Source organism: Bradyrhizobium sp. 2TAF24 (assembly GCF_052115025.1).
GTDB lineage: Bacteria > Pseudomonadota > Alphaproteobacteria > Rhizobiales > Xanthobacteraceae > Bradyrhizobium_A.
Map to the genome: position 1 here is coordinate 1 of NZ_JBFRFW010000029.1, position 23,588 is coordinate 23,588.

Annotated in this window: 22 protein-coding genes; 9 read left to right on the plus strand and 13 right to left on the minus strand. The window is 66.5% G+C overall.

Going from position 1 to position 23,588, the window contains the following annotated elements; translation table 11 throughout:
• Nucleotides 1-145: 145 nt before the first annotated feature.
• The 5 genes from AB4Z37_RS30130 to AB4Z37_RS30150 are packed head-to-tail and all read right to left on the minus strand — an operon-like array spanning nucleotide 146 to nucleotide 5,153.
• On the minus strand, nucleotides 146-2,368 hold the full coding sequence (locus AB4Z37_RS30130) for a hypothetical protein (RefSeq protein ID WP_441520400.1): 2,223 nt from the start codon (nucleotides 2,366-2,368) through the stop codon (nucleotides 146-148).
• Nucleotides 2,323-2,517, minus strand: coding sequence for a hypothetical protein (locus AB4Z37_RS30135; RefSeq protein WP_441520401.1), 195 nt, complete (start codon nucleotides 2,515-2,517; stop codon nucleotides 2,323-2,325). Before AB4Z37_RS30135 ends, AB4Z37_RS30130 begins: the two co-directional genes overlap by 46 nt.
• A 28-nt stretch (nucleotides 2,518-2,545) precedes the next feature.
• Complete coding sequence (locus AB4Z37_RS30140; RefSeq protein ID WP_441520402.1) at nucleotides 2,546-3,295, minus strand: ABC transporter permease; 750 nt, start codon at nucleotides 3,293-3,295, stop codon at nucleotides 2,546-2,548.
• 8 nt (nucleotides 3,296-3,303) lie between these two features.
• A complete protein-coding gene (locus tag AB4Z37_RS30145) occupies nucleotides 3,304-4,299 on the minus strand; it encodes an ABC transporter substrate-binding protein (RefSeq protein ID WP_441520403.1) in 996 nt (331 codons plus the stop codon).
• The gene (locus AB4Z37_RS30150; RefSeq protein ID WP_441520404.1) at nucleotides 4,296-5,153 is read right to left on the minus strand and encodes an ABC transporter ATP-binding protein; all 858 of its coding nucleotides are present in this window, start codon (nucleotides 5,151-5,153) and stop codon (nucleotides 4,296-4,298) included. The genes AB4Z37_RS30145 and AB4Z37_RS30150 overlap by 4 nt, the downstream gene beginning before the upstream one ends.
• A gap of 101 nt (nucleotides 5,154-5,254) precedes the next feature.
• Between AB4Z37_RS30150 and AB4Z37_RS30155 the strand changes: the two genes are divergently transcribed.
• On the plus strand, nucleotides 5,255-5,989 hold the full coding sequence (locus AB4Z37_RS30155) for a GntR family transcriptional regulator (protein ID WP_441520405.1): 735 nt from the start codon (nucleotides 5,255-5,257) through the stop codon (nucleotides 5,987-5,989).
• Nucleotides 5,990-6,007: 18 nt separating this feature from the next.
• Here AB4Z37_RS30155 and AB4Z37_RS30160 read toward each other — a convergent pair whose 3' ends face one another.
• The 6 genes from AB4Z37_RS30160 to AB4Z37_RS30185 form a co-directional block, all read right to left on the minus strand.
• Nucleotides 6,008-6,793, minus strand: coding sequence for an ABC transporter permease (locus AB4Z37_RS30160; protein WP_441520406.1), 786 nt, complete (start codon nucleotides 6,791-6,793; stop codon nucleotides 6,008-6,010).
• A complete protein-coding gene (locus AB4Z37_RS30165) occupies nucleotides 6,780-7,625 on the minus strand; it encodes an ABC transporter permease (RefSeq protein WP_441520407.1) in 846 nt (281 codons plus the stop codon). Before AB4Z37_RS30165 ends, AB4Z37_RS30160 begins: the two co-directional genes overlap by 14 nt.
• A 24-nt stretch (nucleotides 7,626-7,649) precedes the next feature.
• Complete coding sequence (locus AB4Z37_RS30170; protein WP_441520408.1) at nucleotides 7,650-8,453, minus strand: ABC transporter ATP-binding protein; 804 nt, start codon at nucleotides 8,451-8,453, stop codon at nucleotides 7,650-7,652.
• A 68-nt stretch (nucleotides 8,454-8,521) separates the two neighbouring features.
• Nucleotides 8,522-9,625, minus strand: a complete 1,104-nt coding sequence (locus tag AB4Z37_RS30175; protein WP_441520409.1) for an ABC transporter substrate-binding protein — start codon at nucleotides 9,623-9,625, stop codon at nucleotides 8,522-8,524.
• Between the two features lie 13 nt (nucleotides 9,626-9,638).
• Entirely contained in the window at nucleotides 9,639-10,994 is a 1,356-nt protein-coding gene (locus AB4Z37_RS30180; protein ID WP_441520410.1) for an LLM class flavin-dependent oxidoreductase, read from the minus strand.
• A gap of 608 nt (nucleotides 10,995-11,602) precedes the next feature.
• Entirely contained in the window at nucleotides 11,603-12,826 is a 1,224-nt protein-coding gene (locus tag AB4Z37_RS30185) for an acyl-CoA dehydrogenase family protein (protein WP_441520411.1), read from the minus strand.
• Nucleotides 12,827-13,237: 411 nt separating this feature from the next.
• On the opposite strand from AB4Z37_RS30185, the gene AB4Z37_RS30190 reads away from it, so the two are divergent.
• The 7 genes from AB4Z37_RS30190 to epsC all read left to right on the plus strand — a co-directional run bounded on the left by AB4Z37_RS30190 (nucleotide 13,238) and on the right by epsC (nucleotide 19,829).
• A complete protein-coding gene (locus AB4Z37_RS30190; protein WP_441520412.1) occupies nucleotides 13,238-14,026 on the plus strand; it encodes a MetQ/NlpA family ABC transporter substrate-binding protein in 789 nt (262 codons plus the stop codon).
• A 285-nt stretch (nucleotides 14,027-14,311) separates the two neighbouring features.
• Nucleotides 14,312-14,881 (plus strand): carboxymuconolactone decarboxylase family protein, encoded by a 570-nt coding sequence (locus AB4Z37_RS30195; protein ID WP_441520413.1) that lies wholly within the window; start codon nucleotides 14,312-14,314, stop codon nucleotides 14,879-14,881.
• A 17-nt stretch (nucleotides 14,882-14,898) separates the two neighbouring features.
• Entirely contained in the window at nucleotides 14,899-15,990 is a 1,092-nt protein-coding gene (locus AB4Z37_RS30200; protein ID WP_441520414.1) for an acyl-CoA dehydrogenase family protein, read from the plus strand.
• Complete coding sequence (locus tag AB4Z37_RS30205; protein ID WP_441520415.1) at nucleotides 15,987-16,754, plus strand: ABC transporter ATP-binding protein; 768 nt, start codon at nucleotides 15,987-15,989, stop codon at nucleotides 16,752-16,754. Before AB4Z37_RS30200 ends, AB4Z37_RS30205 begins: the two co-directional genes overlap by 4 nt.
• Nucleotides 16,755-16,769: 15 nt before the next feature.
• Nucleotides 16,770-17,957, plus strand: a complete 1,188-nt coding sequence (locus tag AB4Z37_RS30210; protein WP_441520416.1) for an ABC transporter substrate-binding protein — start codon at nucleotides 16,770-16,772, stop codon at nucleotides 17,955-17,957.
• The gene (locus AB4Z37_RS30215) at nucleotides 17,954-18,814 is read left to right on the plus strand and encodes an ABC transporter permease (protein ID WP_441520417.1); all 861 of its coding nucleotides are present in this window, start codon (nucleotides 17,954-17,956) and stop codon (nucleotides 18,812-18,814) included. The genes AB4Z37_RS30210 and AB4Z37_RS30215 overlap by 4 nt, the downstream gene beginning before the upstream one ends.
• Nucleotides 18,815-18,875: 61 nt before the next feature.
• Nucleotides 18,876-19,829 carry a serine O-acetyltransferase EpsC gene (epsC, locus tag AB4Z37_RS30220; RefSeq protein WP_441520418.1) on the plus strand — a complete coding sequence of 318 codons (954 nt, stop codon included), beginning with the start codon at nucleotides 18,876-18,878 and terminating at the stop codon, nucleotides 19,827-19,829.
• Between the two features lie 43 nt (nucleotides 19,830-19,872).
• On the opposite strand, the gene AB4Z37_RS30225 is transcribed toward epsC, so the two are convergent.
• Complete coding sequence (locus AB4Z37_RS30225) at nucleotides 19,873-20,397, minus strand: OsmC family protein (RefSeq protein WP_441520419.1); 525 nt, start codon at nucleotides 20,395-20,397, stop codon at nucleotides 19,873-19,875.
• A gap of 69 nt (nucleotides 20,398-20,466) precedes the next feature.
• Nucleotides 20,467-22,062: an ABC transporter substrate-binding protein gene (locus AB4Z37_RS30230; RefSeq protein ID WP_441520420.1), complete on the minus strand. Its 1,596-nt coding sequence runs from the start codon at nucleotides 22,060-22,062 to the stop codon at nucleotides 20,467-20,469.
• 327 nt (nucleotides 22,063-22,389) lie between these two features.
• On the opposite strand from AB4Z37_RS30230, the gene AB4Z37_RS30235 reads away from it, so the two are divergent.
• A complete protein-coding gene (locus AB4Z37_RS30235) occupies nucleotides 22,390-23,571 on the plus strand; it encodes an acyl-CoA dehydrogenase family protein (RefSeq protein WP_441520421.1) in 1,182 nt (393 codons plus the stop codon).
• The last annotated feature ends 17 nt before the right edge of the window (nucleotides 23,572-23,588 follow it).

Below are 23,588 nucleotides of genomic sequence, written 5' to 3' on the forward strand. Positions count from 1 at the left end.
GCGCCGCCGCGCCCCTTGGCGCCGCCGGCGCCGATCCGCTCGGCACCGTCCGTGCCGCCCCCGCCGGTCAGCGGCGTGACGCCGCCGCGGCCCATGCCTTGAATGCGTGGGGGCTGACGCCATCGCGTCAGCCCGATGCGGTCGTTCAGCCGGCTAGCGTCAGGAAGATCGGCGAGGTCCAGATCCGCGACTGGTCGCGCTGGCGCGCGGTGACGAACAGCGGATGCTCGCGTCCCCGTGCGAGATCAAGCGCGCTCAGATCGATCTCGCCGCCGACATCGCGCGGCAGCGGACCGTCCGCGATCCGCTCGACCGCGACCTCGAGTTCGACACCGCTCAGCGTCAGCGCGCGAGCACCTGCAAACAGCTCCTCACCCGAGACCGTCAGTGCAAAGTGCGGCGCATGGACATGGGGCCGCGGGCGCAGCGGGTCTCCCACCTTGACATAGCCGGCGATGGCGCCGCTTACAGCGATCGTAACGCCCTCGAGCGACGACAGCGTCAGTTCGACGACATCGCTGTCACCATGGGTCGCGGTCGCGAAGCCGACCGTCGTGGCGTCCTTGCGCCAGGCGCGCTGCTCCGGATGGTCGAAGCCGACGCCGCGCACGTCGAGGATCGCAGCCCCGAGGACAACGATCTCGCCCGCCCAATAGGCCGCGCGGTAGCGATCCCTGATCCGTGCCCCCGACAGACGCACGCGCACCTTACGCGGCGACAGGCCGGCTTCGGCGGCGAGATCGCGCCGCCAGATTTCCCGATCGGCATCAAACAGCCGCACGTCCTCCCAACCCTGATCGCCGAGCAGACGATAGGTCAGCGGCGTGCGCAGATCTGTGGTCGCGATCTCGCCCATCCAGGTGTCGCCGAGCCGCAGGCTCGCGAAGCTGCGCTCACCCGTGGTCGCAAAGGTCCGCCGCGCCCGCAGCGCGCGGCCGACGCTGGCGCGATCGAGCCGCTCGGCGACTACACCGGTCAGCCCGCCACGCGAGCCGAACACCGCGGTCGCCGGCGCGCCGCCACCACAGCGGCCCTGATGCTCGTCGCCTGCCGCTGACGCGCCGACGCGATAGCCGCGCGCCAACGCATCGGTATAGAACCAGTGGAACTGGCCCCAGGACGAGCCGACCTCGACCAGCCGCTCCAGCTCAGGATGATGCCAGTCGAGAATGCAGCGGCGCCCGCCGACATGGGGGATCAGGAGATGGCTCTCCGGATCGTCGGCATAGGCCGCATACAGCTCGTCGACCGGCCAGACGCCGGGACGGATGGTGCCGGCGGTGGTCTCGTTCCACTCGAACGAGCGCACCGAGCGCCCCTCGGCATCGAACGGAAAGCGCGGCTTGCCTTCGCCGAGGAAGACGACATTGCGATCGCCGCCGGCGCTGGAGTTGCCGCACCACTCGGTGCCGGGAAAACAGACGAAGCGGCCAGCCTCATTCAGCCCGGCGATGATCTCCACCGCCTGGTCCCAGTGGTTCTGGCGGATATTGAAGTCGTTGACCGTGTAGCCGACGACGTCGAGCGCCGCGACGTCGCGGCCGTAGGCGAGATTATAAAGCGTGTCGTTGGTGCCGACGGTGTCGTGCGAATGGACATGGAGATCGGCATAGAGCGGCCGCAGCCCCTGGGTGAGCGGCTCGACCTGGACGAAGCCGAGCGCAGCATCCGCAACGCCGTCGATCTTCGCTTCCAGCCGCCACTCGCCATGCTGTACCAGCGCGATCCCTTCGACACGGGCGACGCTCCAGCCCGTTTGCGCAAAGGCCAGCGGCAGCGTTCGTACCGTTCCTTCCGGACCGCACAGCCGCAGTTCGCCCCGCGGCGCGAGACCACGGCAGGTGTTACCCCAGAGGTCGTCGAGGCGCACCACCACGTCGAACGGCGCGCCCGGTGCCACCAGCCGCGGCGCCAGCAGCGATGGGGCGACCGGCGCGCCCGGCACGATGTCGATGATGCAGTCGCCGGGCACCTCGGCGAACTTCGAGCTGCCGAGCGGATCGATGAACAGGCGGAAGCGGAAATCCTTCTCGACGAAGCTCTGCACCCGCGTGCCGCCGCCGCCCTGCCGACGGTCGCCGAGCCGGATGACGATGCGGTCGCCCGGATTGAGGTAGCCGTCGACGATGTCGATGATGACCGCCTTCTGGAACGGACGCTCATGCCCCTTCTGGTCGAAGCGCACCTTGAGCGCCTGCACCGTGGATGGGCTCTGCCCCGGTCGCACCGGCGCAGCGTGATACTCCGCAGACACGTAGTTGGCGCCCGCGGGATCGGTGGTCTGGAACAGCGCCCAGTCAGAATAGAATTTGAAGGCGAGCTTCAACCAGGCGCCATCGGCAAGGCCGACCGCGCCGACTTCGTACACCAGCTCGAGCTCGGTCCACTCGCCAGCGACGAGCTGCGAGCGGTTACAACTGACGCGCCCGAGAAACGGCAGCCCTTGTTCTGCTCATAGAGGCCCTGCGGCGCGATGAAGGTGCCGGCACGGCCGCGCGGATCAGTCGGTGTCGTCATAAAGTGCTCTCTCGATGCAAAATGAAGATCAGGTGACGCGCCAGGCCTGGTAGTGGCGCTCGATGCGGCGAAACACCAGGCTCTCGGCCAGCCATGCGATCAAACCGATCAGCACGATGCCGAGCAGCACCTGGCTGGCATTGCCGACCTGGCCGCCCATGGCCACCATCCAGCCGATGCCCTGGGACGCACCAATCATTTCCGCCGCGACCAGCGCGCGCCACGCCTGGCTGAAACCGATGCGCAGCGCCGCGGTGACGAACGGCAGCGACGCGGGAAGATAGACATGCCGCAGCAGTTGCAGGCGGCTGGCACCGAGGGTGCGCGCCGCGCGCACCTGGCCGCCGACGATGCCGACCACCCCTTCCTGGATCGTCAACGCCATCGGAAACACGGCGGCGATGAAGATCACCACCGCGATGGCGAGATAACCGAGCCCAAAGAAGATCAGGCAGAGCGGCGCCCAGGCGATCGGCGGAATCGCCATGAACAGGCCGACCAGCGGTGTCGCGAAGCTGCGAAAGCGTGGCGACAACCCGGCGGCGGTGCCGATGGCGAGCGCCGCGACCACCGCGGCGCCGAAGCCGCCGGCCTCGCGCACAAGGCTCGCCCACACCTGGCGGCCGAGGTCGCCGCGGCCGATCCAGTGCACCGCCTCCCGCGCGACCTCCCAGGGCTGCGGCAGCACATAGGCCGGCACGCGGCTCGCGGCGATGCACCAGACCAGCAGCAGCACCGGCAGCGACGCCCAGCTCCAGGATGGCTTCGGCAGGGTCATCACCAGCGTCAGTTCTGCTCGACCGCGCGTTTCCACGGACCGTCGTCGACGATCTGTTCGACCTTGAGGGGACGAGCGAGGAAGCCGAGATCACGCGAATAATCCATCAGGCGCTGGATGAAGGCGCGGTCCGCAGCTGTCAGTTCGTCCGACCAGCCCAGCCGCTTGCGTGCTTCTGCGACCACCGCCTCCGGCGCCACCGTGTGGCCGTCCGGCGCAGTCACAGCCTCGAGCTTGAATTCGCTGGCAATGATCGCGTCGGCCTCCGCCGCATGATCGCGCAGGAAGGCGATGGCGCGGCGGTGCGCCCGCAGCAGCTTCACAAGGTCTTCCGGGCGATCCTTCAGCGTCTTCGCCGGTGCCATCACCACATACCAGGGATAGCCGGGTATGGCGGCGTTGACATCGAACACCACACGGCCGGTGCCGCGCAGCAGCGCCTGGCTGACGAACGGCTCCCATGAGAACACCGCATCCACCGTGCCGGTGTCGAGCGCCGCATTCATGTTGCCGACCGGCAGCTGCGACAGCGACAAGTCAGCATCGGGATCGAGACCCGCCTTCTCCTTCAGCACATAGCCGCGCAGCAGCACATCCATGCCGCTGCCACGGGCGACACCGGCGAGCCGCCGGCCACGCAGATCCGGCAGATCACGAATTGGTCCGCCGGACTTTGCGACAATCGCCGCCTGGCCGTAGTTCACCTTCGCCAAGATGCGGCTATCGAGCCCGCGGGAGAACCACTGATAGACCGGCGGCGCGCCGATATAGCCGACATCGAGCTCGCCGCTCGCCATCGCCTGCTGGATCACCGGGCCGTCGCCGAACGGCTTGAGTTCGACAGCGAGACCTTCAGATGCGAAAAAGCCCTTGCGCTCGGCGATCAGCGCCGGCGCATTGGCCATCGCCGCCACCCAGCCGATACGCAGCGGCTCGGCCGCCTGCGTTGCCGAAAGCCCCAACGTTGCCAGCGCGGCGAGGCCCGATACCAGACGTCTGATCATTGCACGGGTCCATTGTCCGAAACGAGCGACGGCTTCGCGCGCGCCGCCATGACGGCGGCGATCCGCCGCAGCAGCAGCTCGCTGAGCTCGGCGAAACGCGGCAGCGCCCGGCTGCGCAGCCGATCACGCGGCCGCGGCAAGTCGATCGTCGCCTCACAGTCGATGCCATGGGGCGGCAGCCCGAGCACGATGACGCGGTCAGCGAGGAACACCGCCTCCTCGACATCATGGGTGATGAACAGAATGGTTTGTCCGAGGCGCGACCACAGCCGCAGCAATTCTTCGTTCATGGCGCCGCGGGTGATGGCGTCGAGGGCGGCGAACGGTTCGTCCATCAGCAGCAGGCGCGGCTCGAGCACCAGGGTGCGCGCCAGCGCCACGCGCTGCTGCATGCCGCCCGACAGCCGGTTCGGCAGTTCGTCCGCCGCATCCGTGAGCCCGACCAGAGCAAGCGCCTGCCGCGCTTTCTCCCGTTGCGCGTCCGGGGCGAGATGCCCCGCCATGCGCAGACCGAACCGGACGTTCTCCAGCACGCTCAACCACGGAAACAGGTTCGGCGCCTGGAACACATAGCCGAGATCCGGCATTTCCGGCGTCACCGCGCGACCATCGATGGTGACGCGGCCGGCATCGGGCGCAAGGAAGCCCGACAGCAGGTTGAGCAAGGTGGATTTGCCGCAGCCGGACGGGCCGAGCAGCGCCACGAACTCGCCGGGCTGTGCCGCCAGCGACAGGTGATGGAAAACGTCCCGGCCCGGCCGATAGCCGAAGCTGATGCGATCGGCGGCGAACGCCGCGCCGCGCGCGAACTGTTCTGGCGCGACCTCACAGGCTCTGGTGCGAGAAGCAAGCATGTAATACATTATGATACAAGTTTGCACCGCCGCAACCCGAGCACCAGCCTGCGCGCCAAAACGAAAAATCCACCCCTCGGTGGCGACGAAGCGAGGACAAAATGCCTCTTGTGAGAGAAAATGCGACAGCTCTCTACCAGCAGATCGCCGACCGGCTGCGCCACGAGATCGCCAGCGGCCAGTTCGAGCCATCGGGCCGCCTGCCTTCGGAAGCGGAGATCGGCGCCCGCTTCGACGTCAGCCGCGTCACCGTGCGGCTTGCGCTCGACGCGCTCGACAAGGACGGCCTGATCGACCGTCGCAAGGGCAAGGGCACCTTCGTCGCGGGCAAAGAGGTGCGCCACGAGCTCAACGTGCTGCGCAGCTTCCACGAGACGCTGCGCCGACAGGGGCTGGACGCCACCATGCGCGTTACTGCACTGCGCATGGTGGCGACGCCCGCGGACCTCAAGCCGCTGTTCGGCGCAAGGCAGCGCGAGTGCCTGCTGCTGCAGCGGCTGCATCTGATCGATGGCGAGCCGATTGCGCTCGGCCGCAGCCATCTGCCCATCGATCTCGATGGCCTCAGCCGCGCCGAGATCGAGCGGCGGCCGACCTATGCGGTGATCGCCGACTTTGCTGGAACGCCGGTAGTGCAGGCCAGGATGGAGCTGGGGGCGCAGATCGCGGACGTCAACCTCGCGAAAAGCCTGCAGACCACTGCCGGCGCCGCGCTGCTGACCATGGAGCGCACCTCCTATTTCCGGGACGGCGGCTGCGCCGAGCACTCGACCTTCTTCGTGCGGCCCGAGCGCTACAGGTTCGTGCTCAACGGCATCTTCAGCGAGACCGCCTGAGCACGCCGAACCACGCCGTCAAGGCTGACGCCATCGCACCAGGCGGTGCTCGAGAACGGTCGCGAGGCGGTCGATGGCGAAACCGACGCTGCCCAGCACGACAATGCCGAGCATCACGAGATCCATCTCGAAGCGCTCGCGGCCGGCAATGATCAGGCCGCCGATGCCCGGCCCCGCCGCCATGAAATACTCGGCCCCGATGGTGGCGAGCCAGGCATAGATCAGAGCGAGGTGGATCCCGGTGAGGATCGACGGCAAAGCCGACGGCAGGTAGATCAGCCTGATCGCCTGCCAGCGGCTGAAGCGGAAGACATCGCCGACCTCGACATGCCTCGCCGACGTGCTGCGCACGCCTTCCACGATGTTGAGAATGACCGGGATCGCTGCAGCAAGCGCGATGAACACCACCTTGGCGGCTTCATCGAAGCCGAACCAGATCGCGATCAGCGGAATCCAGGCCAGCAGCGCGATCTGCTTCAGCCCGTTGAACCATGGGGTGACGATGCGGTCGGCGATCGGCGACAGCCCGAGCAGCAGCCCGATCACGGCGCCTACCCCGGTGCCGATGACAAATCCCAGCAGGTCGCGGCGCAGGCTGACGGCGAGATCATAGATCAGCTCGCCACTCAGCAGCTCCCGCACGGCGGTCGCGCCGACCTTCTCGAGCGGCGGCAGAAACTGCGGATTGGCAATCCCCGTACGCGCAGCCACCTCCCACAGGACCAGCAGCACGAGTGGCAGCACCAGCCCGCGGAGCCACGGCGCCCGTCCCTCTCGCGCGACGATGAGCTCAGACGGCGCCATCGGTTCGCCACCGCTGCAGCCGCCGTTCGACCACGGCGAGGAGCTTGTCGGAAACGAACCCGATCACGCCGATCACCAGCATCGCCATCAGCACCGTATCCAGCCAGAACATCTGCCGCCCCCAGACCAGGAGGTAGCCGAGCCCTTCCGAGGAGGCGAGCAGCTCGACGCTGACCAGCGCGATCCAGGCATGGGTCAGGCCATAGCGCAGGCCGGTGAAGATCGGCGGCACCGCGCCCGGCAGCACCACGAGACGCAGCGTCTGCCAGACGCTGAAACGAAAGCTCTCGCCGACCTCGATGAGGCCGCGCGGCACGTTGCGCACGCCAGCGCGGGTGTTCATCACCACCGGCACCAGCGTCGCCTTGGCGATGACCACCACCTTCAACGCCTCGCCGATGCCGAGCAGCAGCATGGCCAGCGGAATCCAGGCCAGCGCCGGCACCTGGGCGATCGCGGTGAACAGCGGCCCGACATAGTCGTCGACAGTGCGCGACAGCCCCATCGCCGCGCCGAGCACAAGCCCGAGCACCGCGCCTGTGGCGAAGCCGTAAACGACCCGCAACAGGCTGATACCGGCGTGGGTCCCGAGTTCGCCGCTCCGCGTCATCTCGATCAAGGCCTTCAGCACCTCGCCGGGTTTCGGGAGGATCTGCTCCGGCAGCCAGCCCGCCGTCGAGCCCCATTGCCAGATCGACAGCACGCCGAGAGGAAACACCAGAAGCCAGAGCGCGGGCGCCGCCGCGCGGGCGATCCGGCGCAGCCGCGCCAGCGGCAGGCGTGGCAGTGCGCCCTGCTCCGTCAGCCGTGAAATGGTGATGTCACTGGCCAAGGGCCCTCCGATCGCTGCGTATGATCAGTGCACCAACGCGCTGGCGGCCGAATGAAGCGGCGAGATCTCGCTCGCTCCAGCCTGCTGCTCCAGCGCGAGCACGATCCTGTTGCGGATATGGGCCAGCGCGTCGTCGGCCCGCGACCGGGGCCGCGGCACCGGCACGTCGATGATCTCGGCGATCCGGCCCGGGCGCGGCGCGAGCACGACCACGCGATCGCCGAGAAAGACCGCCTCGTCGACATCGTGGGTAACCAGGATCATGGTGATCTTCTCGTGCGCCCAGATCTGCTGCAGCTGGATCTGCATCTTCGCCCGCGTCAGGGCGTCGAGTGCCCCGAACGGCTCGTCGAGCAGCAGGATGCGGGGCCGGTTGACGAGGCCGCGCGCGATCGCCGCACGCTGGGCCATGCCTCCCGACAGCTGATGCGGATAGGCCCGCTCAAACCCCTCGAGGCCGACCAGGCCGATATGATCGGCGATCGAACGCTGCTTTTCCCCGGCGCTCATCGGCGAGTTCTGCAGGCCGACCGCCACGTTCTGCCAAACGGTGGCCCACGGAAACAGCCGCGGCTCCTGGAACACGAAGCCACGGTCGAGATCGGTCCCCGCGATCGGCTGACCGTCCTGGGTGATCTCGCCGACGAAGTTGCGCTCCAGTCCTGACAGCAGACGCAACAGGGTCGATTTTCCGCAACCGCTGGGACCGACGATCGAGACGAACTCCCCTGGCCGAACCGACAGCGAGATATCCCTCAGCACCTGGATCGGAGAACCGTCGACCCTGAAGGTCTTGCTCACGTGACGCACGTCGAGAAGGCCGCTCATCGATGGCTCCTGTCGCTGCTTCCTGGTGCGCGCTGCCTCGGCCGTCGAAGCACCGAGCCCTGGGGTGGTTACGGCTGGATCGGCTTGCCTTCGGCGTCGTAGGCCTGCCAGTAGGTGGAGAGCCCCTGGCTCGCCAGCGCCTTTTCGAGGAAGGAACGGTCGAACCAGCCGTCGACATCGACGTCGCGGCGGACGAGGCCATATTCCTTGGCCTGTCTGGCCTGGAAGCGGTAATGCGCGACGATCGCATCGTCGATCAGCGGCGAGTTGCGATATTTGAGATCCTGCCCGGAAAAATCGAAGCGATAACCAGAGGCGGGAAAGCCGGTGCGCGCCGAGATCTCGAAGAACGCCTCGCGGTTGCTCTCCTCCGACGCCCACTTCGCCGCCCGCACCACAGCGTTGACGATCTTCTGCGTGATCTCGGGATGTGCCTTGATGAAGGCCTCCTGCGCGATCAACGTGGTATGGCGCTCATAGGACAGGCTGTCGCCCTTGGTCGTGTAGATGATCTCTGCGACGTTCTTCTCGACCAGCGCCGAAAGCGGAAAATTGCCAAAGGCAGCGTCGATGTCGCGGGAGGTCAGCGCCGCATTTGTGGTTGCGGTGTCCATGTTGATCACCTGCAGGTCCTTTTCCTGCAGGCCATGGCCGACCAGCACCTTGACCGCGGCAAGATGGTTGTTGGTACCACGGAAGATCGAGACCTTCTTGCCGCGCAGGTCCTCGATGCGGCGGACCGGCGAGTCCTTCGGCACTGCAAGATACGTCGGGGAATGCGCACCCGAGGCGAGCAGGATGCGGGTCTTCAGGCCGTTGGCTCGGCCGATGATTTGCGGCAGATCGCCCTGGACGGCAAAATCGAGCTGGTTGTTGGCGAACGCTTCGTTGATCGCCGGCCCAGCGCCCTTGAAGAAGGACCACTCCACCTTGACGTCAGGCAGATCTTTCAAATCGTCATCGAGATAGTGCTCCGAATGCACCACTGCGGCGGACGAGCCTCCGGCAAACTGACGATTGTCGGCCCCGACCGTCGCAAAACCGATCCGCACCCGCACCGGCTCGGACCACGCCGCCGTCACCATCGCCGCCATCACGGCGAACGATGCGATGAGAATTGCGATCCCCTCGCGCCTGTTCGCCGCGGTTGTCACCAGTCCGTCCGTCATCATCTCAAGCCCCTGCCTACTCAGCCGCAACCGCACGCCGCCCGGCGAGGGCGTTCGCCGGACGCTTCAGGCCGAGATGTTCGCGCAACGTCTTGCCCTCATATTCAGTCCTGAACAGGTTGCGCCGGCGCAGCTCGGGCAGCACCAGTTCGACAAAGTCCGTCAAACCACCCGGCAGGACCGGCGCCATGATGTTGAAGCCATCGGCACCATAGGCCCGGAACCGCTCCTCGAGCTGGTCGGCGATCTGGGTCGGCGTACCGACCACCTGCCAGTGGCCGCGCGCACCCGCGATGCGCAGGTAGAGATCGCGCAGCGTCAGGTTCTCGCGGCGCGCCAGCTCGACCAGCAGCGCCTGGCGGCTCTTGCCACCTTCGGTCTCCTTGAGCGGCGGCACCGGTCCGTCGGCCGGATGGTGCACGATATCCGGATCGCCGAGGAACGAGGCCAGCAGGCCGAGGCCGACCTCCGGCGGGATCAGCCCCTGCAATTGCTCGAACTTGTCCCGCGCCTCCGCCTCGGTGCGCCCGACCACCGGAAACACACCCGGCAGGATCTTGATGTCCTCCGCGGCGCGGCCGTACTTCGCGAGCCGCCCCTTGACGTCGGCATAGAAGGCGACGGCTTCAGCGAGCGTCTGCTGCGCCGTGAAGATCACCTCGGCGGTGCGTGCAGCCAGCTCCTTGCCCGGCTCGCTCGACCCGGCCTGCACGACCACCGGCCGCCCCTGCGGCGACGGTGGAATATTGAGCGGCCCGCGGACACGAAAGTGCTTACCACGATGATCGAGGACATGCAGCTTGTCAGGGTCAAAATAGACGCCCTGCTCGCGGTTGCGCACGAACGCATCCGCCTCCCAGCTGTCCCAGAGCCCCTGCACGACATCGACGAACTCCTCGGCGCGCGCATAGCGCTCCGCGTGAGGAATGAGTGCGGCATGGCCAAAATTCAGTGCTGCCGCCGGCTCCGTGGAGGTCACCAGGTTCCAGCCGGCGCGACCACCGCTCAGCAGATCGAGGGACGCGAACTGGCGCGCGAGGTTGAACGGCTCGGTAAAACTTGTGGACGTCGTCGCCACGAGTCCGATGCGGGATGTCGAGACCGACAGCGCCGACAACAACGTCAGCGGTTCGAACGGATAGACGCCGCTATGGGCCTTGCGGCTCTGCGCCGCGAGATCGTCGGTGCGAACGCCGACGATGTCAGCGAGGAACACGGCATCGAACTTGGCCTGCTCGGCGATCGCCGCAAAGCGCGCAAAATCGGCGAAATGCTGACTATCCGACGCATCCGGATGCCGCCATGCCGCGACATGATGCCCAGTGAACAGCAGAAAGGCACCCAGCGAGAGTTTCTCATGACGTCGCGACATGGTGGAACCTCGTAACTGCTCGCCTTCCCGACACTGCATCCGCCGCGCGTCGACCCGAGGCCATCGATCCTAGGGGGCACACCCTTATAGTCAATGAAATCAATAGACTATTATCGCGCCATATCAGCAACATTTGCCGCGCCGTCCGCGCCCTTCATGGAATGTTTGTGCAATGGCAATCATGCCGTCGCTGCTGCGGAGGCAAGGACACGGCTATTTCCCCTCCACGATCTGCTGTGGACGAGAATCACTGCTCATATGCGAGAGAAAATTATCACCTGAAACGCAGTTTCCGCGCGTCGGTTGTCGCAGGAACCGCCACCTCTGCACCCGCCATCGTTTCATTTTTCCGATCGTATTGACGCAGCGAGATCGCGATGGTCCGATCCATCCTCGACCACGCACGCGCCGCATGCATCGCGGCGAACGACGAGCGGAGGGAAAGCGGCCATGCAACACATCGGCAAGTGGCTTCGCGAGAGGCAGCTGCACCTGCCAGCCATGATCGGCCTCGTCGTCGGCCACGCGACCTTTCTGACCACTTTCGTCTGGCTGTTCGGCTAAGACGAAGCTGCCAGTGTCCGTGACAACATCCGCCCACCAAAGGCTCAGGTATAGAGCGGATCGGGCGTGATGCGGCCATTGAGCGCGAAGTTGCCGACCTCGCGCGCCTTGTAAGCCACCGGATCATGCAGTGAATGGGTACGGATGTTGCGCCAGAACCGGTCAAAGCCGTAACGCGCCGACGTCGCCCGCGCTCCCATCAGGTCGAAGACCCGCGACGTGATGTCGAGCGCCACGCGCGTGCTGTTCACTTTTGCCGCATAGACCGTCGCCGCAGCCGCCGCTCGCTCCTGCGGATCGAGGTCATTGCCGCGCCGGATGGCCCGTTCGACCTCGGCGGCCGCCACATCCGCCAGCGCAAGGCTCGCCCGCAGGTCGGAATGGAGCTCACCATAAAGCGCCAGCACGTAAGGGTCTTCGCTCGCCGCAGCGACACCTGACGTCTGCCACGGCCGTGCCGTGCTGTGGATGTAGGCGCTGGCTTCCTGCAGGGCGCCTTCGGCCGTGCCGAGGTAAAAATTGACGAACAGCAATTGGTGGATCGGCACCACCAGCGTGGTCAACGCCGGCAGCTCCACGGCGACTGACGGCGGCAACGGCCCAAGAATATGCTCGCGCTCGATCCGGACATCGCGGAATTCGACGCTGCCGCTCTCCGTCAGGCGCTGGCCGAACGCATCCCAGTCGTTGCCATGGGTGATGCCCTCGCTCTCCCCCGGCACGGCCAGCAGCACCACGGCGTCGCCGAGAGCCGCCCGCAGCGTGATGCGGTCGGCCAGCGACGCGTTCGATGCAAAGGTCTTGCGCCCGTTGAGGCGAAGGCCGTCGCCATCCGGGGTCAGCACCGTCAGCGGATCGCGTGGGTTGGAGGCGCCGCCCCAGAACCACTGTCCGGCGACTGACGCACGGATCAGGCGCTCCGCCTGCTCCGGGGTCGCGCGCCAGAATGCGCTGTGCGACAGCAGATAGTGATAGCTCAGGATCTGGGCGATCGATGCGTCCGCCTGCGCGATGATCCGCACCACGTGGAAAGCATCGGCAAACGACGCTCCGCCGCCACCGAATTCCACCGGATTAAGCAGGGTCAGCAATCCGGCATGGCGCAGCAGCGCCACCTCCCCGCGCGGGGCTTTCCCCTGCCGCTCCCGCTCCACGGCCGTCGCCCGCAGGCGCGCCGCAACCTCTGCGGCGGCAGCACGCCAATCCGATCCGGTCGGCACGACTGAGGGAGCGACGGAAGCAGCGGCAGACGACAACGCGGAAGACATCGTGAGAGCAGATCCTGATCCGGCGGCATCGCCCGGCCGGGGCGGGCACGCAGCATGACGGTGAGGCGCGTCACTCTATCGCGCAGCCAATGACCGGCGCCATGATTTCAGGGAGAAGGCACTTTCGAATTTCAGGCGGATGGCAGCACGTCTTGCCGCCGATCGTCCTTGTAACGGCAGGTCACCTCCGCCGGCACGACTCTCGCGCCCTGCTTCGCCGCCGCCGGATCGTCGCTGTCACCGGGGTGAGCAGGACATCCACGCGCCGACGCAAGATACACGTTTCGCGAATCGCCATCGCGGCGACAGCGTCATTCCCCGATCCCCGGCAAATACAAAATTGACCGGACGCGCGGCGGCCACCTAGCTTCGTTGCGACATCCGCTCCACTAATCGAGGATATTGCTGCCGATGATACGAAAGCTCCTGACCGCAGCCGCGGTCGCCCTGAGCCTCACCGCCACGCAGGCCGACGCCGACACCGGCAAGGTGATCCGCATCGGCGTGACTGCGGGCCCCTATGCGGACATTCTGCGCTACGCCGGCACCATCGCCGCCAAGGAAGGCATCGAGCTGCGGATCACCGAATTCACCGACTACACCCAGCCGAACGCGGCGCTCGCCCAAGATGACCTCGACATCAACAATTTCCAGCATCAGCCTTATCTCGACAACCAGGTCGCTCAGCGCGGCTATGACATCGTCTCGATCGCCAAGAGCATCATCGTGCCGATCGGCCTCTACTCCAGCAAGGTGACGAGCCTCGACCAGATCCGCGACGGCGCCAGCGCCGCCATCCCGAACGATCCGTCGAATGGCGCACGCGCGCTGCAGCTGTTCGAAGAGGCCGGCCTGATCAAGCTCAAGCCCGGCGCCGGCATCAAGGCGACGGTGGCCGACATCGCCGACAATCCCAAGCACCTGAAGATCGTCGAGCTCGATGCGGCGCAGCTGCCACGTTCCCTGGGCGACCTCGACTTCTCCGCGGTCAATCTCAACTATGCGCTCAACGCCGGCCTCGACCCGAAGAAGGCGCTGCTGCTGGAGAGCGCCGACAGCAACTGGAATCTCGTGTTCGCGGTGCGCGCCAAGAACAAGGACAATCCGCTGCTGAAGCGCTTCGTCGAGATCTACCGTTCGCCCGAAGTCAAGGCCTACACCGACAAGCAGTTCAACGGCACGATCCTGACGACCTGGTGAACCGAACGCTCCAGCACACGGCGTTATTCCCGAAACTGCCGGATCGTCAGAGACGATCCGGCCCATTTTTGGCCTACACCACTACAAAGAATTCCTGCGCGCGCCGACGCACAAAGCACATCACGTTCGCGACACCATTCAACGATGGAAGATTTTCGTCTTTTTTCCATGCGGCTACCCACCTGCCGTGCAGTTTGGCTAGAAACGCGACACATGATCCGGTGATGGCAGGCGTGCCGCGGCGCGCCGCGCCGTGTGCCATTGCCCCGTCCGCAGGAGATGACGATGTCCCGCTTGCCGCTTCGCACGATCGACGACGCCCCTGAAGCCGCAAGGCCTGGTCTTCAGACCGCACTTGCCAACAATGGCTTTCTCCCCAATCTCGTGCGACTGCTGGCCAACGCACCGACTGCCCTCGAAACCTATCAGACCGTCTCCGGCATCAATGCGCGCGCAGGCCTCGGGCTCGCAGAGCGCGAAGCCGTCCAGATCACGGCTGCGGCGACCCATGGTTGCGGCTTCTGCGTCGCCGGCCACACCGCCATCGCGACCAAGAAAGCGGGGCTCGCCAAGGACACCGTCGAGGCGCTGCGTGCGAACGCGGCCGGTCCGGACGATCGCCTCAATGCGGTCGCCGACTTCACGCGTGCCGTGATCCGCAGCCGCGGCGCCGTTGACGATGCCGAACTGCAGGCCTTCCGGGGCGCGGGCTTCAGCGACGCCGATGCTCTCGAGGTCGTGCTCGGTGTCAGCCTGGCGACGCTGTGCAATTTCGCCAACAACCTCGGCCAGCCGGCGCTGAACCCGGAGCTCGAAAGCTACCGCTGGCCATCCGCAGCAGCCGCGGCGGAATAGGCGCACGGACGCCGGCGATGACCGTAACTCTGCCGCACGACCTGGACGCCTGGCTCGACACCAACGCACAGGTCCTCGACACGACCGCCGCGGGCACGGAGTTGCTGCCGCGTCTGGCCGGCGCCGACCTCTACCGGATCGGCGTGCCGTCCCACCTCGGCGGCGCCGGTGGTGACGTGAGAGGCGCTGTGGAAGCGATCGCCGCGGTCTCGCGGCGCTCGCTCGCCGCCGGATTCGTGTTCTGGGGACATCGCACCTTCATCGAATACCTGCTGCAGAGCCCGAACGGTGCGCTGCGCGATCAACTGCTGCCGGATTTGCTGGCCGGCCATCGCGCCGGCGCGACCGGCCTGTCCAACGCCATGAAATTCCTCTCGGGGCTCGAGCAGTTGCAGGTGCGGGCCCGCCGCGTCGATGCCGGCCTCCGCATCGACGGCAAGCTGCCCTGGGTCACCAATCTGCAACCGGCGGGGTTCGATGTCGCCGCCGCGATCGAAGGCGACGGGCACCAGCCCGCCTTCGTGGCCAGTCTTGCCTCCGAGGACGACGGCCTCACGCGTTCGCCGGACCTCGCGCTGATGGCGATGCGCGCGACCAGCACCGCCGCGATCGATCTCGACGACGTCCGCATCGGACCCGAACGCATCCTGCATCCCAATGCCAGCGAGTGGCTGCCGAAGGTGCGCCCGGCCTTCCTGGGCTTGCAATGCGCCATGTCGATCGGGCTGGCGCAGCGCGCCCTCGATGAGGTCCGCGCCCGGCTGGCCGGCGGCCGGGACGTCCTCGCCCAACCGGCGGAGACGCTTGCCGACCATCTTGCGCACGCCACCGCGCAGTTGCTCGCCGACCTGCCAGGTCAAGGGTTCATCAAGCGGCCGGATCAGCTGTTCCGGCTGCGCATCCGGCTGGCCGAGATCGCGGCCGAGGCGGTCCAGCTCGAGCTGTCGGCGACCGGCGGAAAGGCTTATCTCAGCGCGCCCGGCGAGGGCTTCCAGCGCCGGCTGCGCGAGGTCGCCTTCATTCCGATCATCACCCCGAGCCTCGTTCAGCTCAAGACCGCGCTCGACGGCCATGAGCAACGCCGGCTCGCGGTGGGGGACACGGCATGACCGCCCCCCTGCTCTCCGCCAGCGGCCTCGCCCTGCGTTATCCCGGGCGCGACCACGCGGTGCTCGAAAATTTCGACTTCACGCTCACGGCCGGCGAAACAGTGAGCATCCTCGGCCCCAGCGGGGTCGGCAAATCGAGCCTGTTGCGGGTGCTGGCCGGTCTTCAATCGCCCTCCAGCGGCACGCTGACCATGGGTGGCGCCCCACTGCGGGGCGTGCACCCGCGTGTCGCGGTCGCCTTTCAGGATCCCAGCCTGCTGCCGTGGCTGACGCTCGAGCGCAACGTGGCGTTCGGCCTCGATTTCAAGCACCAGCCGCACCTGTCACCGCACGACAGGCGGACCCGTATCGACGCCGCCATCGATGAGGTCGGGCTCGCTGCGGCCCGCCAGCTGTTTCCCGACCAGCTGTCCGGCGGCATGGCGCAGCGCACGGCTCTGGCGCGCTGCCTCGCCCGCAAGCCGGATATCCTGCTGCTCGACGAGCCGTTCGGCGCGCTCGACGAAGTGACCCGGACCGAAATGCAGCAGCTGCTGCTCAAGGTCGTGCGGGATTTCCGGACGGCCGCGGTCCTGATCACCCACGACATCGATGAAGCGCTGCTGGTCTCCGACCGCATCGTGCTGCTCGGCGGTGCGCCGGCCCATCCCATCGGAGAATGGACGATCGACCTCGCAAAGCCACGGGACGACGACATCGCGGCGCTGGGCGCCATCCGCATCGACATCCTGAGTACCCTGCGCGCCGCCATGCAGCGCAACTGACCGGAGAATTCGACCGTGCCTTTCGACGATATTTCCCGCCGCGACATGATCAAGCTTTCCGCGCTGCTCACGGCGTCGGGCGCCCTGCCGTTGCTGCGGGCCTATGAGAGCCGCGCGCAGGAAGCCGACGCGCCGGTGCGGATCGGCTACCTCCCGATCACCGACGCAACTCCGCTGCTGGTGGCACACGGCAAGGGCTTCTTCGAGGCCGAAGGAATCAAGGCCGAAAAGCCGGTGCTGCTGCGCAGCTGGGCCCAGGTGCTGGAGGCTTTCATCTCCGGACAGGTGAATGTCGTGCATCTGCTGTCGCCGATGACGGTGTGGGCCCGCTTCGGCAGCAAGGCGCCGGCCAAAGTCGTGGCGTGGAACCATACCGGCGGCTCCGGCCTCAGCGTCGCGCCGCACATCGACAGCGTCAAGGATCTCGGCGGCAAGAGCGTCGCGATCCCGTTCTGGTATTCGATTCACAATGTCGTGCTGCAGACCCTGCTGCGCGAGAACGGCCTCGTCCCGGTCGCCAAACGCACCGGATCACCTGCGGCGAACGAGGTCAATCTGATCGTGATGGCGCCCGCCGACATGGTGCCCGCCCTGTCTTCGGGCCAGATCGCGGGCTTCATCGTCGCCGAGCCGTTCAACGCCACGGCGGAAACCCTCGGCGTCGGCAAGATCCTGCGTTTCACCGGCGACGTCTGGAAGGATCACGCCTGCTGCGTCGTGTTCATGCACGAGCGCGATCTGCAGGAGCGTCCGGCCTGGTCGCAGAAGATCGTCAACGCCATGGTCAAGGCCCAGCTCTGGACACGCGAGAACCGCGGCGAGACCGCCGCGCTGCTGTCCAAGGACGGCGTCAACAAGTACACGCCCCATGCCACAGCCGTGCTGGAGAAGGTGCTGGCGCCGCCGGAGAGCGACAACGCCGCCTACCTGAAATCGGGAGCGATCCGCAACCCGGCCTGGCGCGAACGGCGGATCGACTTCCAGCCCTATCCCTATCCCAGCTACACCGAGGAACTGGTGCGACGGCTCAAGGACACGCTGATCGAGGGTGACCACGGCTTTCTCGCCAACCTCGATCCAACTGCAGCGGCCCGCGAACTGGTCGACGACCGCTTCGTCAAAACCGCGGTGACGGCCGCGGGCGGCATGACCGCGTTCGGCCTGCCGGAGTCGTTTGCCCGCACGGAGGTCGTCGTCGCGTGACCACGAGCTGGACCACCGACGCCGTCCCGGCTGCTGCGGGCAAGCGCCCGGGGCCGCGGCGTCAGCGTCCCGGATCGGGCGCCGCTGCCATCCCGTCCCGCCTCCGCTCTGCTCTCGGCGGGAGCGCTCTTGGCATCGCCGGCCTCGTTGTTCTGCTGCTCGCCTGGTGGCTCGGCACCGACGTTCTCGCACCGGCCGGCTTCATCCGCCGCTTCTCGCCGTCCAGCACCTTCGGCAGCCTTACGGTCCTCCTCACCCAGTCGGACCTGCCGGTGCATCTCCTGGTCAGCCTGCGGCGCATCGCCGTCGGCCTTGCCTTCGCGCTGCTGATCGGTGTGCCGCTTGGCCTTGCCGTCGGCCGCTCCAGGTGGTTGAACGCGGCGACCTCGCCGGCCTTTCAGTTCCTTCGCATGATCTCGCCGCTGTCGTGGATGCCGCTCGCGGTCATGGTCTTCGGCGTCGGCGACCGGCCGATCTATTTCCTGCTCACCTTCGCCGCCGTCTGGCCCATACTGCTGAACACTGCCGAAGGCGTGCGACGGCTGGAGCCGAGCTGGCTCCGCCTCGCCGCCAGCCTGTCCGCGACCCGTTGGGAAACCCTGTGGCATGTCATTATCCCCGGCGTCCTTGGCCACGTGCTGACCGGGCTGCGCCTGTCCATCGGCATCGTCTGGATCGTGCTGGTGCCATGCGAGATGCTCGGCGTGTCGGCCGGGCTCGGCTATTTCATCCTGGATACCCGTGACCGGCTCGCCTACTCCGAACTGATGGCGATGGTGCTGATCATCGGGCTTTTGGGCTTCCTGCTCGATGGCGGCGCGCGGCTGCTCTATCGCACGGTTGCGCGCGGGCGTTGAGCGCGGGTGTCGTTGATGGGTGGCCGCTGCACGGCCAACGCAATGGTCAAAGGGGGCGAGCATGACAAGTGATTCTCTGCTGACGGCCTATGGCGGAACGACGGACGAGCTCGCCGGACGCGAGCCGCGCTGGCGGCTCGACACCATCGTGTCCGAACTGCGCCGGTCACGCGACGTGCAGCACAACATCCGCCACGACGGTCCGGCACGGCGCGCGCCGTCGCGGGAGGCGCTCGGCAAGGTGATCGACGGGCTGATCGAGGCGCTGTTCCCGCGGCACTACGGCCAGTCCGAGGTCGACGGCGAGACCATCGACTATTTCGTCGGCCACACCCTGAACGCCGCGCTGAACGGACTGCTCGAGCAGGTGCACCGCGGCGCGCTGTTCGTGTCCGGCGAGCCCGCATCCGAGCCGCAACACCAGGATGCGGTGGCGTTGACCCGGGCGTTCGCCTCCGCGCTGCCCGGGATCCGCGGGCTCCTGGTCAGTGACTTGCGGGCCGCGTACAGCGGCGATCCGGCGGCAACCAACTTTCCCGAGATCCTGATCGGCTATCCGGGCATGCTGGCGATCATTCATCACCGCCTCGCCCACGTGCTGCACCGGCTCGGCGCGCGGCTGGTGGCGCGTCTCGTGGCGGAGATCGCCCATACCAAGACCGGCATCGACATCCATCCCGGCGCCACCATCGGCCCCAGCTTCTTCATCGACCATGGCACCGGCGTTGTGATCGGCGAGACGGCGGTCATCGGCGAGCGCGTCCGCATCTACCAGGCGGTGACGCTGGGCGCGCGTCACTTTCCCAAGGACGACCAGGGTGACCTGATCAAGGGCGGCGCCCGTCACCCGATCGTCGAGGACGATGTCGTGATCTATGCCGGCGCCACCATCCTCGGCCGTGTCGTGGTCGGCCAGGGCTCGACCATCGGCGGCAATGTCTGGCTCACCGACAACGTGCCGCCGCGCAGCTTCGTCACCCAGGCGGTTGCCCGCAGCAAGAACGGCGCGGGCTGAGCGCAGGTTCTAGCGCCGGGGCCGAGCCGCTGGGGATTGCCCCTCATGCCGCCGCGGCGTTCAGTGCACCCTTGTGAAGGGACAGCGTGACCGGTGTCGGGTTGCGCAGGATGTCCAGCACCGGGCAATGGCGATCGACAATCTCCTTAAGGCGGGCGAGATCGGCGTCCGACGCCGGGCTGTCCAGCGTGACCTCGGCGCGGATGCCCTGATAGCCCGGGCGCACGCTGTCATCGACATTGAAGAAGCCGCGGAGATCGATCGTGCCGGTCAATCGCACCGAGACGCCGCTCAGCGGAATGCCGAGCGCGTCGGCATAGAGGCGGTAAGTGATTTCCTGGCACGAGCCAAGCGCCGCCAGCACATACTCCACCGGATTGGGCGCCGTATCCTGCCCTCCGAGGCCCGCGGGTTCGTCGACCCCGACCTTGAACTGCCGGATCGCCACCGTGCTGTCGAGCCCGCCGCCAAGGCGGCTCTGCGCCTCGAACGTCGCCTGCCCCTGCGCGGGATCAGTACCGAGCGCAGCCTGCGTTCCCGCGAAGACATCCTTGAACTTGAAAGTCATCCTTCTCTCCCGGTCAATGCTTGGGGAATGCGCCGCCGCCATCGCGCGCCGGCCTGTGAATGCCGCACATCATGCGTTGGGATCGATCCAGATATCGGCAAAGCTGCCGGTGATTCCTTCGGCGCCCGGCGCGAAGTTCTTCACCTTGCGATGGGCAACGATCACGCCGGCGGGCGCCACCAGGTCGATCGAGGCGACCTCCTCGTGGATGATCTCCTGGAACTTGAACCAGATCTCGCGCCGCCGGGGCAGATCGGATTCGATCGCGGCGGCTTCGAGCAGGCTGTCGACCTCTGGATTGCCGTAATGCGCCGCGTTCGAGAACGGCAGCCCCAGTTTGAAGTTCTTCGACCAGTAAGCCCGCTGCACGCCAAGCGAGGGATCGAAGGTGTTGGAGAGGCTTTCCACCACCAGGTCGAACGCGCGGTCCTTGTAGACCACGTTCAAAAAGGTCGCGAGATCGAAGCGCTGGACCTCGACATCGACCCCGACGCGCCGCAGCGAGTTGCGGATGAAATCGCCGAAGCTCGCGGGAATGAACGGGTTCTGGGTGAGGCGCAGTTTCACGCGAATGCCGTCCGTGCCGCGCTTCAATCCGGCCTCGTCCAGCAGCCGCTCCGCCGCCTTCGGGTCGAATGGCCATGCCTGGATTTTCGGATTGTAGAATTTCGGCAGCACCGTGCTCACCGGTGACGGCGAGACCTGGCCGTAGCCGAAATAAACGATGTCGAGCAGCGCCTTGAGATCGATGGCGTGCGCCAGCGCAAGACGCACGCTGCGGTTCTGGAACAGCTTGTTGTCGAAATTGAAGAACAGCTGCTGCTGCGGCCCGGAATAGGCATAGGTCGTGGTGTCGACGACCAGGTTCTTGTTGGCCTTCAGGCGATCGATATCGCCATAGGGCACCGGGTTGCCACCGATGTCCACCTCGCCGGCCTCGAGCGCGGCTGCCCGCGCGGCGGGATCGAGAACGACCTTGAGCACCAGGCGATCGACATAAGGCTTGGGCGCGTCCCAGTACAGCGGGTTGCGCACGAACAGCAGATGGCTGCCCGGCACCCATTCCTTGAGCAAGAACGGACCGGTGCCGATGGTCTGCTCCAGGCGCGGCTGCTCCTCGGGCTTGAACGCCGCATAAATGTGCTTGGGAACGATCGGCGATTCCGCGCCCGCAAGCGCCGTAATCAGAAACGGCGCCGGCCGGGACAGCACCAGGACCGCGGTCAGCGGATCAGGGGTCTCGACATCCTCGACATTGGCAAAAGTGATGCGCCCGCGCGGATGCGCGATCTTCAGGCGCAGAATGGAGAATGCGACGTCGGCGGACGTAAAGTCATGCCCGTCGCTCCACTTCACGCCGGGGCGCAGCCGGAAGGTGTAGCGCGTGCCGTCGGCGCTGATGTCCCAGGCGACGGCGAGCACCGGTCGCGGACTGAGATCGTAGTCATAGGACAGCAGCCCCTCATTGATCTTGCTGCCGATCGTCTGTCCGGTGCCCGATGACGTGTTGATGGCGATGATCGCCGACGGATCCGGAAAGTACACCCAGTTGAGCGTTCCTCCGGATACGGGCCTTGTCCCCTGCGCGCGGCCGCGCCCCGGAATGACCAGGCCGGCTGACGCCAACAGCAGGGACGACTGGAAACGGCGGCGGGTCAGCGGCATCGGTAGCTCCGAATGATAAGTTCCGTGGAATGAATGCGACGCGCGGAAGGTTCGCGCGCACGACATTCCGCGGCTGCAGAGCTTGTCATGCCGTACATGGAAATTGTTTTCGTTGTTGCACCGGATCAGCTGCCAACAACATCGTCGGCTTGCATTTTGGAAGATTCGGCATCTCTCCGCACAATTTTGCATGCCTGCCACCGGCATCACCACGCCAACTGACGATCGCGCATTCACAAAATCTACTGACGCACTATACTAATTCTCCGACATCCCGAACCACGCGGCTCCACGAGCACGCTCCTTCAGATACAGGCGACCAGCATCATGAGTTTCGATCTCGACGTCACCCATCCGTATTTCGCCAAGGCCGTCGCGCTGCGTGAGGCCTTCGCCAGGGACGCCGTCGATCGCGACAAGGCGGGCGGCAAGCCGCTCGAGCAACTGCGGCTGCTGAAGGAGAGCGGCTTGCTCACGATCCTGATCCCCCGCGAATATGGCGGTGCCGGCGAGCCGTGGTCGACCGCACTCAAGATCGGACGCGAATTCGCCAAGGTCGACGGCTCGCTCGGCCACCTGTTCGGCTATCATTTCAGCTCGGTCCATGCCGCCTTCCTGCGCGGCACGCCCGAACAGGCGGCCGACATCTACCGCCGTTCCGCCGCCGGCAACTGGTTCTGGGGCAACACCGCCAACAGCTTCTCCAAGAGCCTGTTCGGCCGCCGCGACGGCGACGGCTACGTCCTCAACGGCTTTCGCCCCTTCACCTCCGGCTCCCATGTCGCCGACTATCTGCAGATCGCGTGGGAAGACCATACGACCAACGAGCGGAGCTTCGCCGCGATCCCGACCAGCCGCGAGGGCCTCAGGATCGAGGACGACTGGGACGGCATCGGCCAGCGCCAGACCGGCAGCGGCCGCGTCACCTACACCGATGTCAGGGTCCATCGCGACGAGGTGTTCGCTTTCAAGGCCGATCAGGTGAAGCCCTACCAGACTCTGACCCCGTTCCAGCAGCAGAGCGTCCTGCTCAACGTCTTCGTCGGCAGCGCCCAGGGTGCGCTGCTCGCTGCCCGCGACTACACCCGGGACAAATCACGTCCCTGGGTGCATTCCGGGGTCGAGAAGCACATCGACGATCCCTGGATCAAGCGCGTCTATGGCGACCTCTACACCAGGACCCTGGCCGCAACGCAGCTCGCCGACCAGGCGGCGCAGGCGCTGGATGACGCCTGGGCCAGGGGACGCGACCTCACCGAGGCGGAGCGCGGCAACGCCGCGATCAAGATTGCCGCGGCCAACGTGTTTGCCGGCCAGGTCGCGCTCGACGTCACCAGTCAGATCTTCGAAGTGATGGGTGCGCGTTCGGCGACCACCGCCAACGGCTTCGACCGGTTCTGGCGCAACGTGCGCATCCACACTCTGCACAATCCCGCCGAGTACAAGACGCGCAATGTCGGCCACTGGTTCCTGACCGGGGACCATCCCGAGCCCGCGACGTTCCAATAGACGCGTCGCAGGCTTCG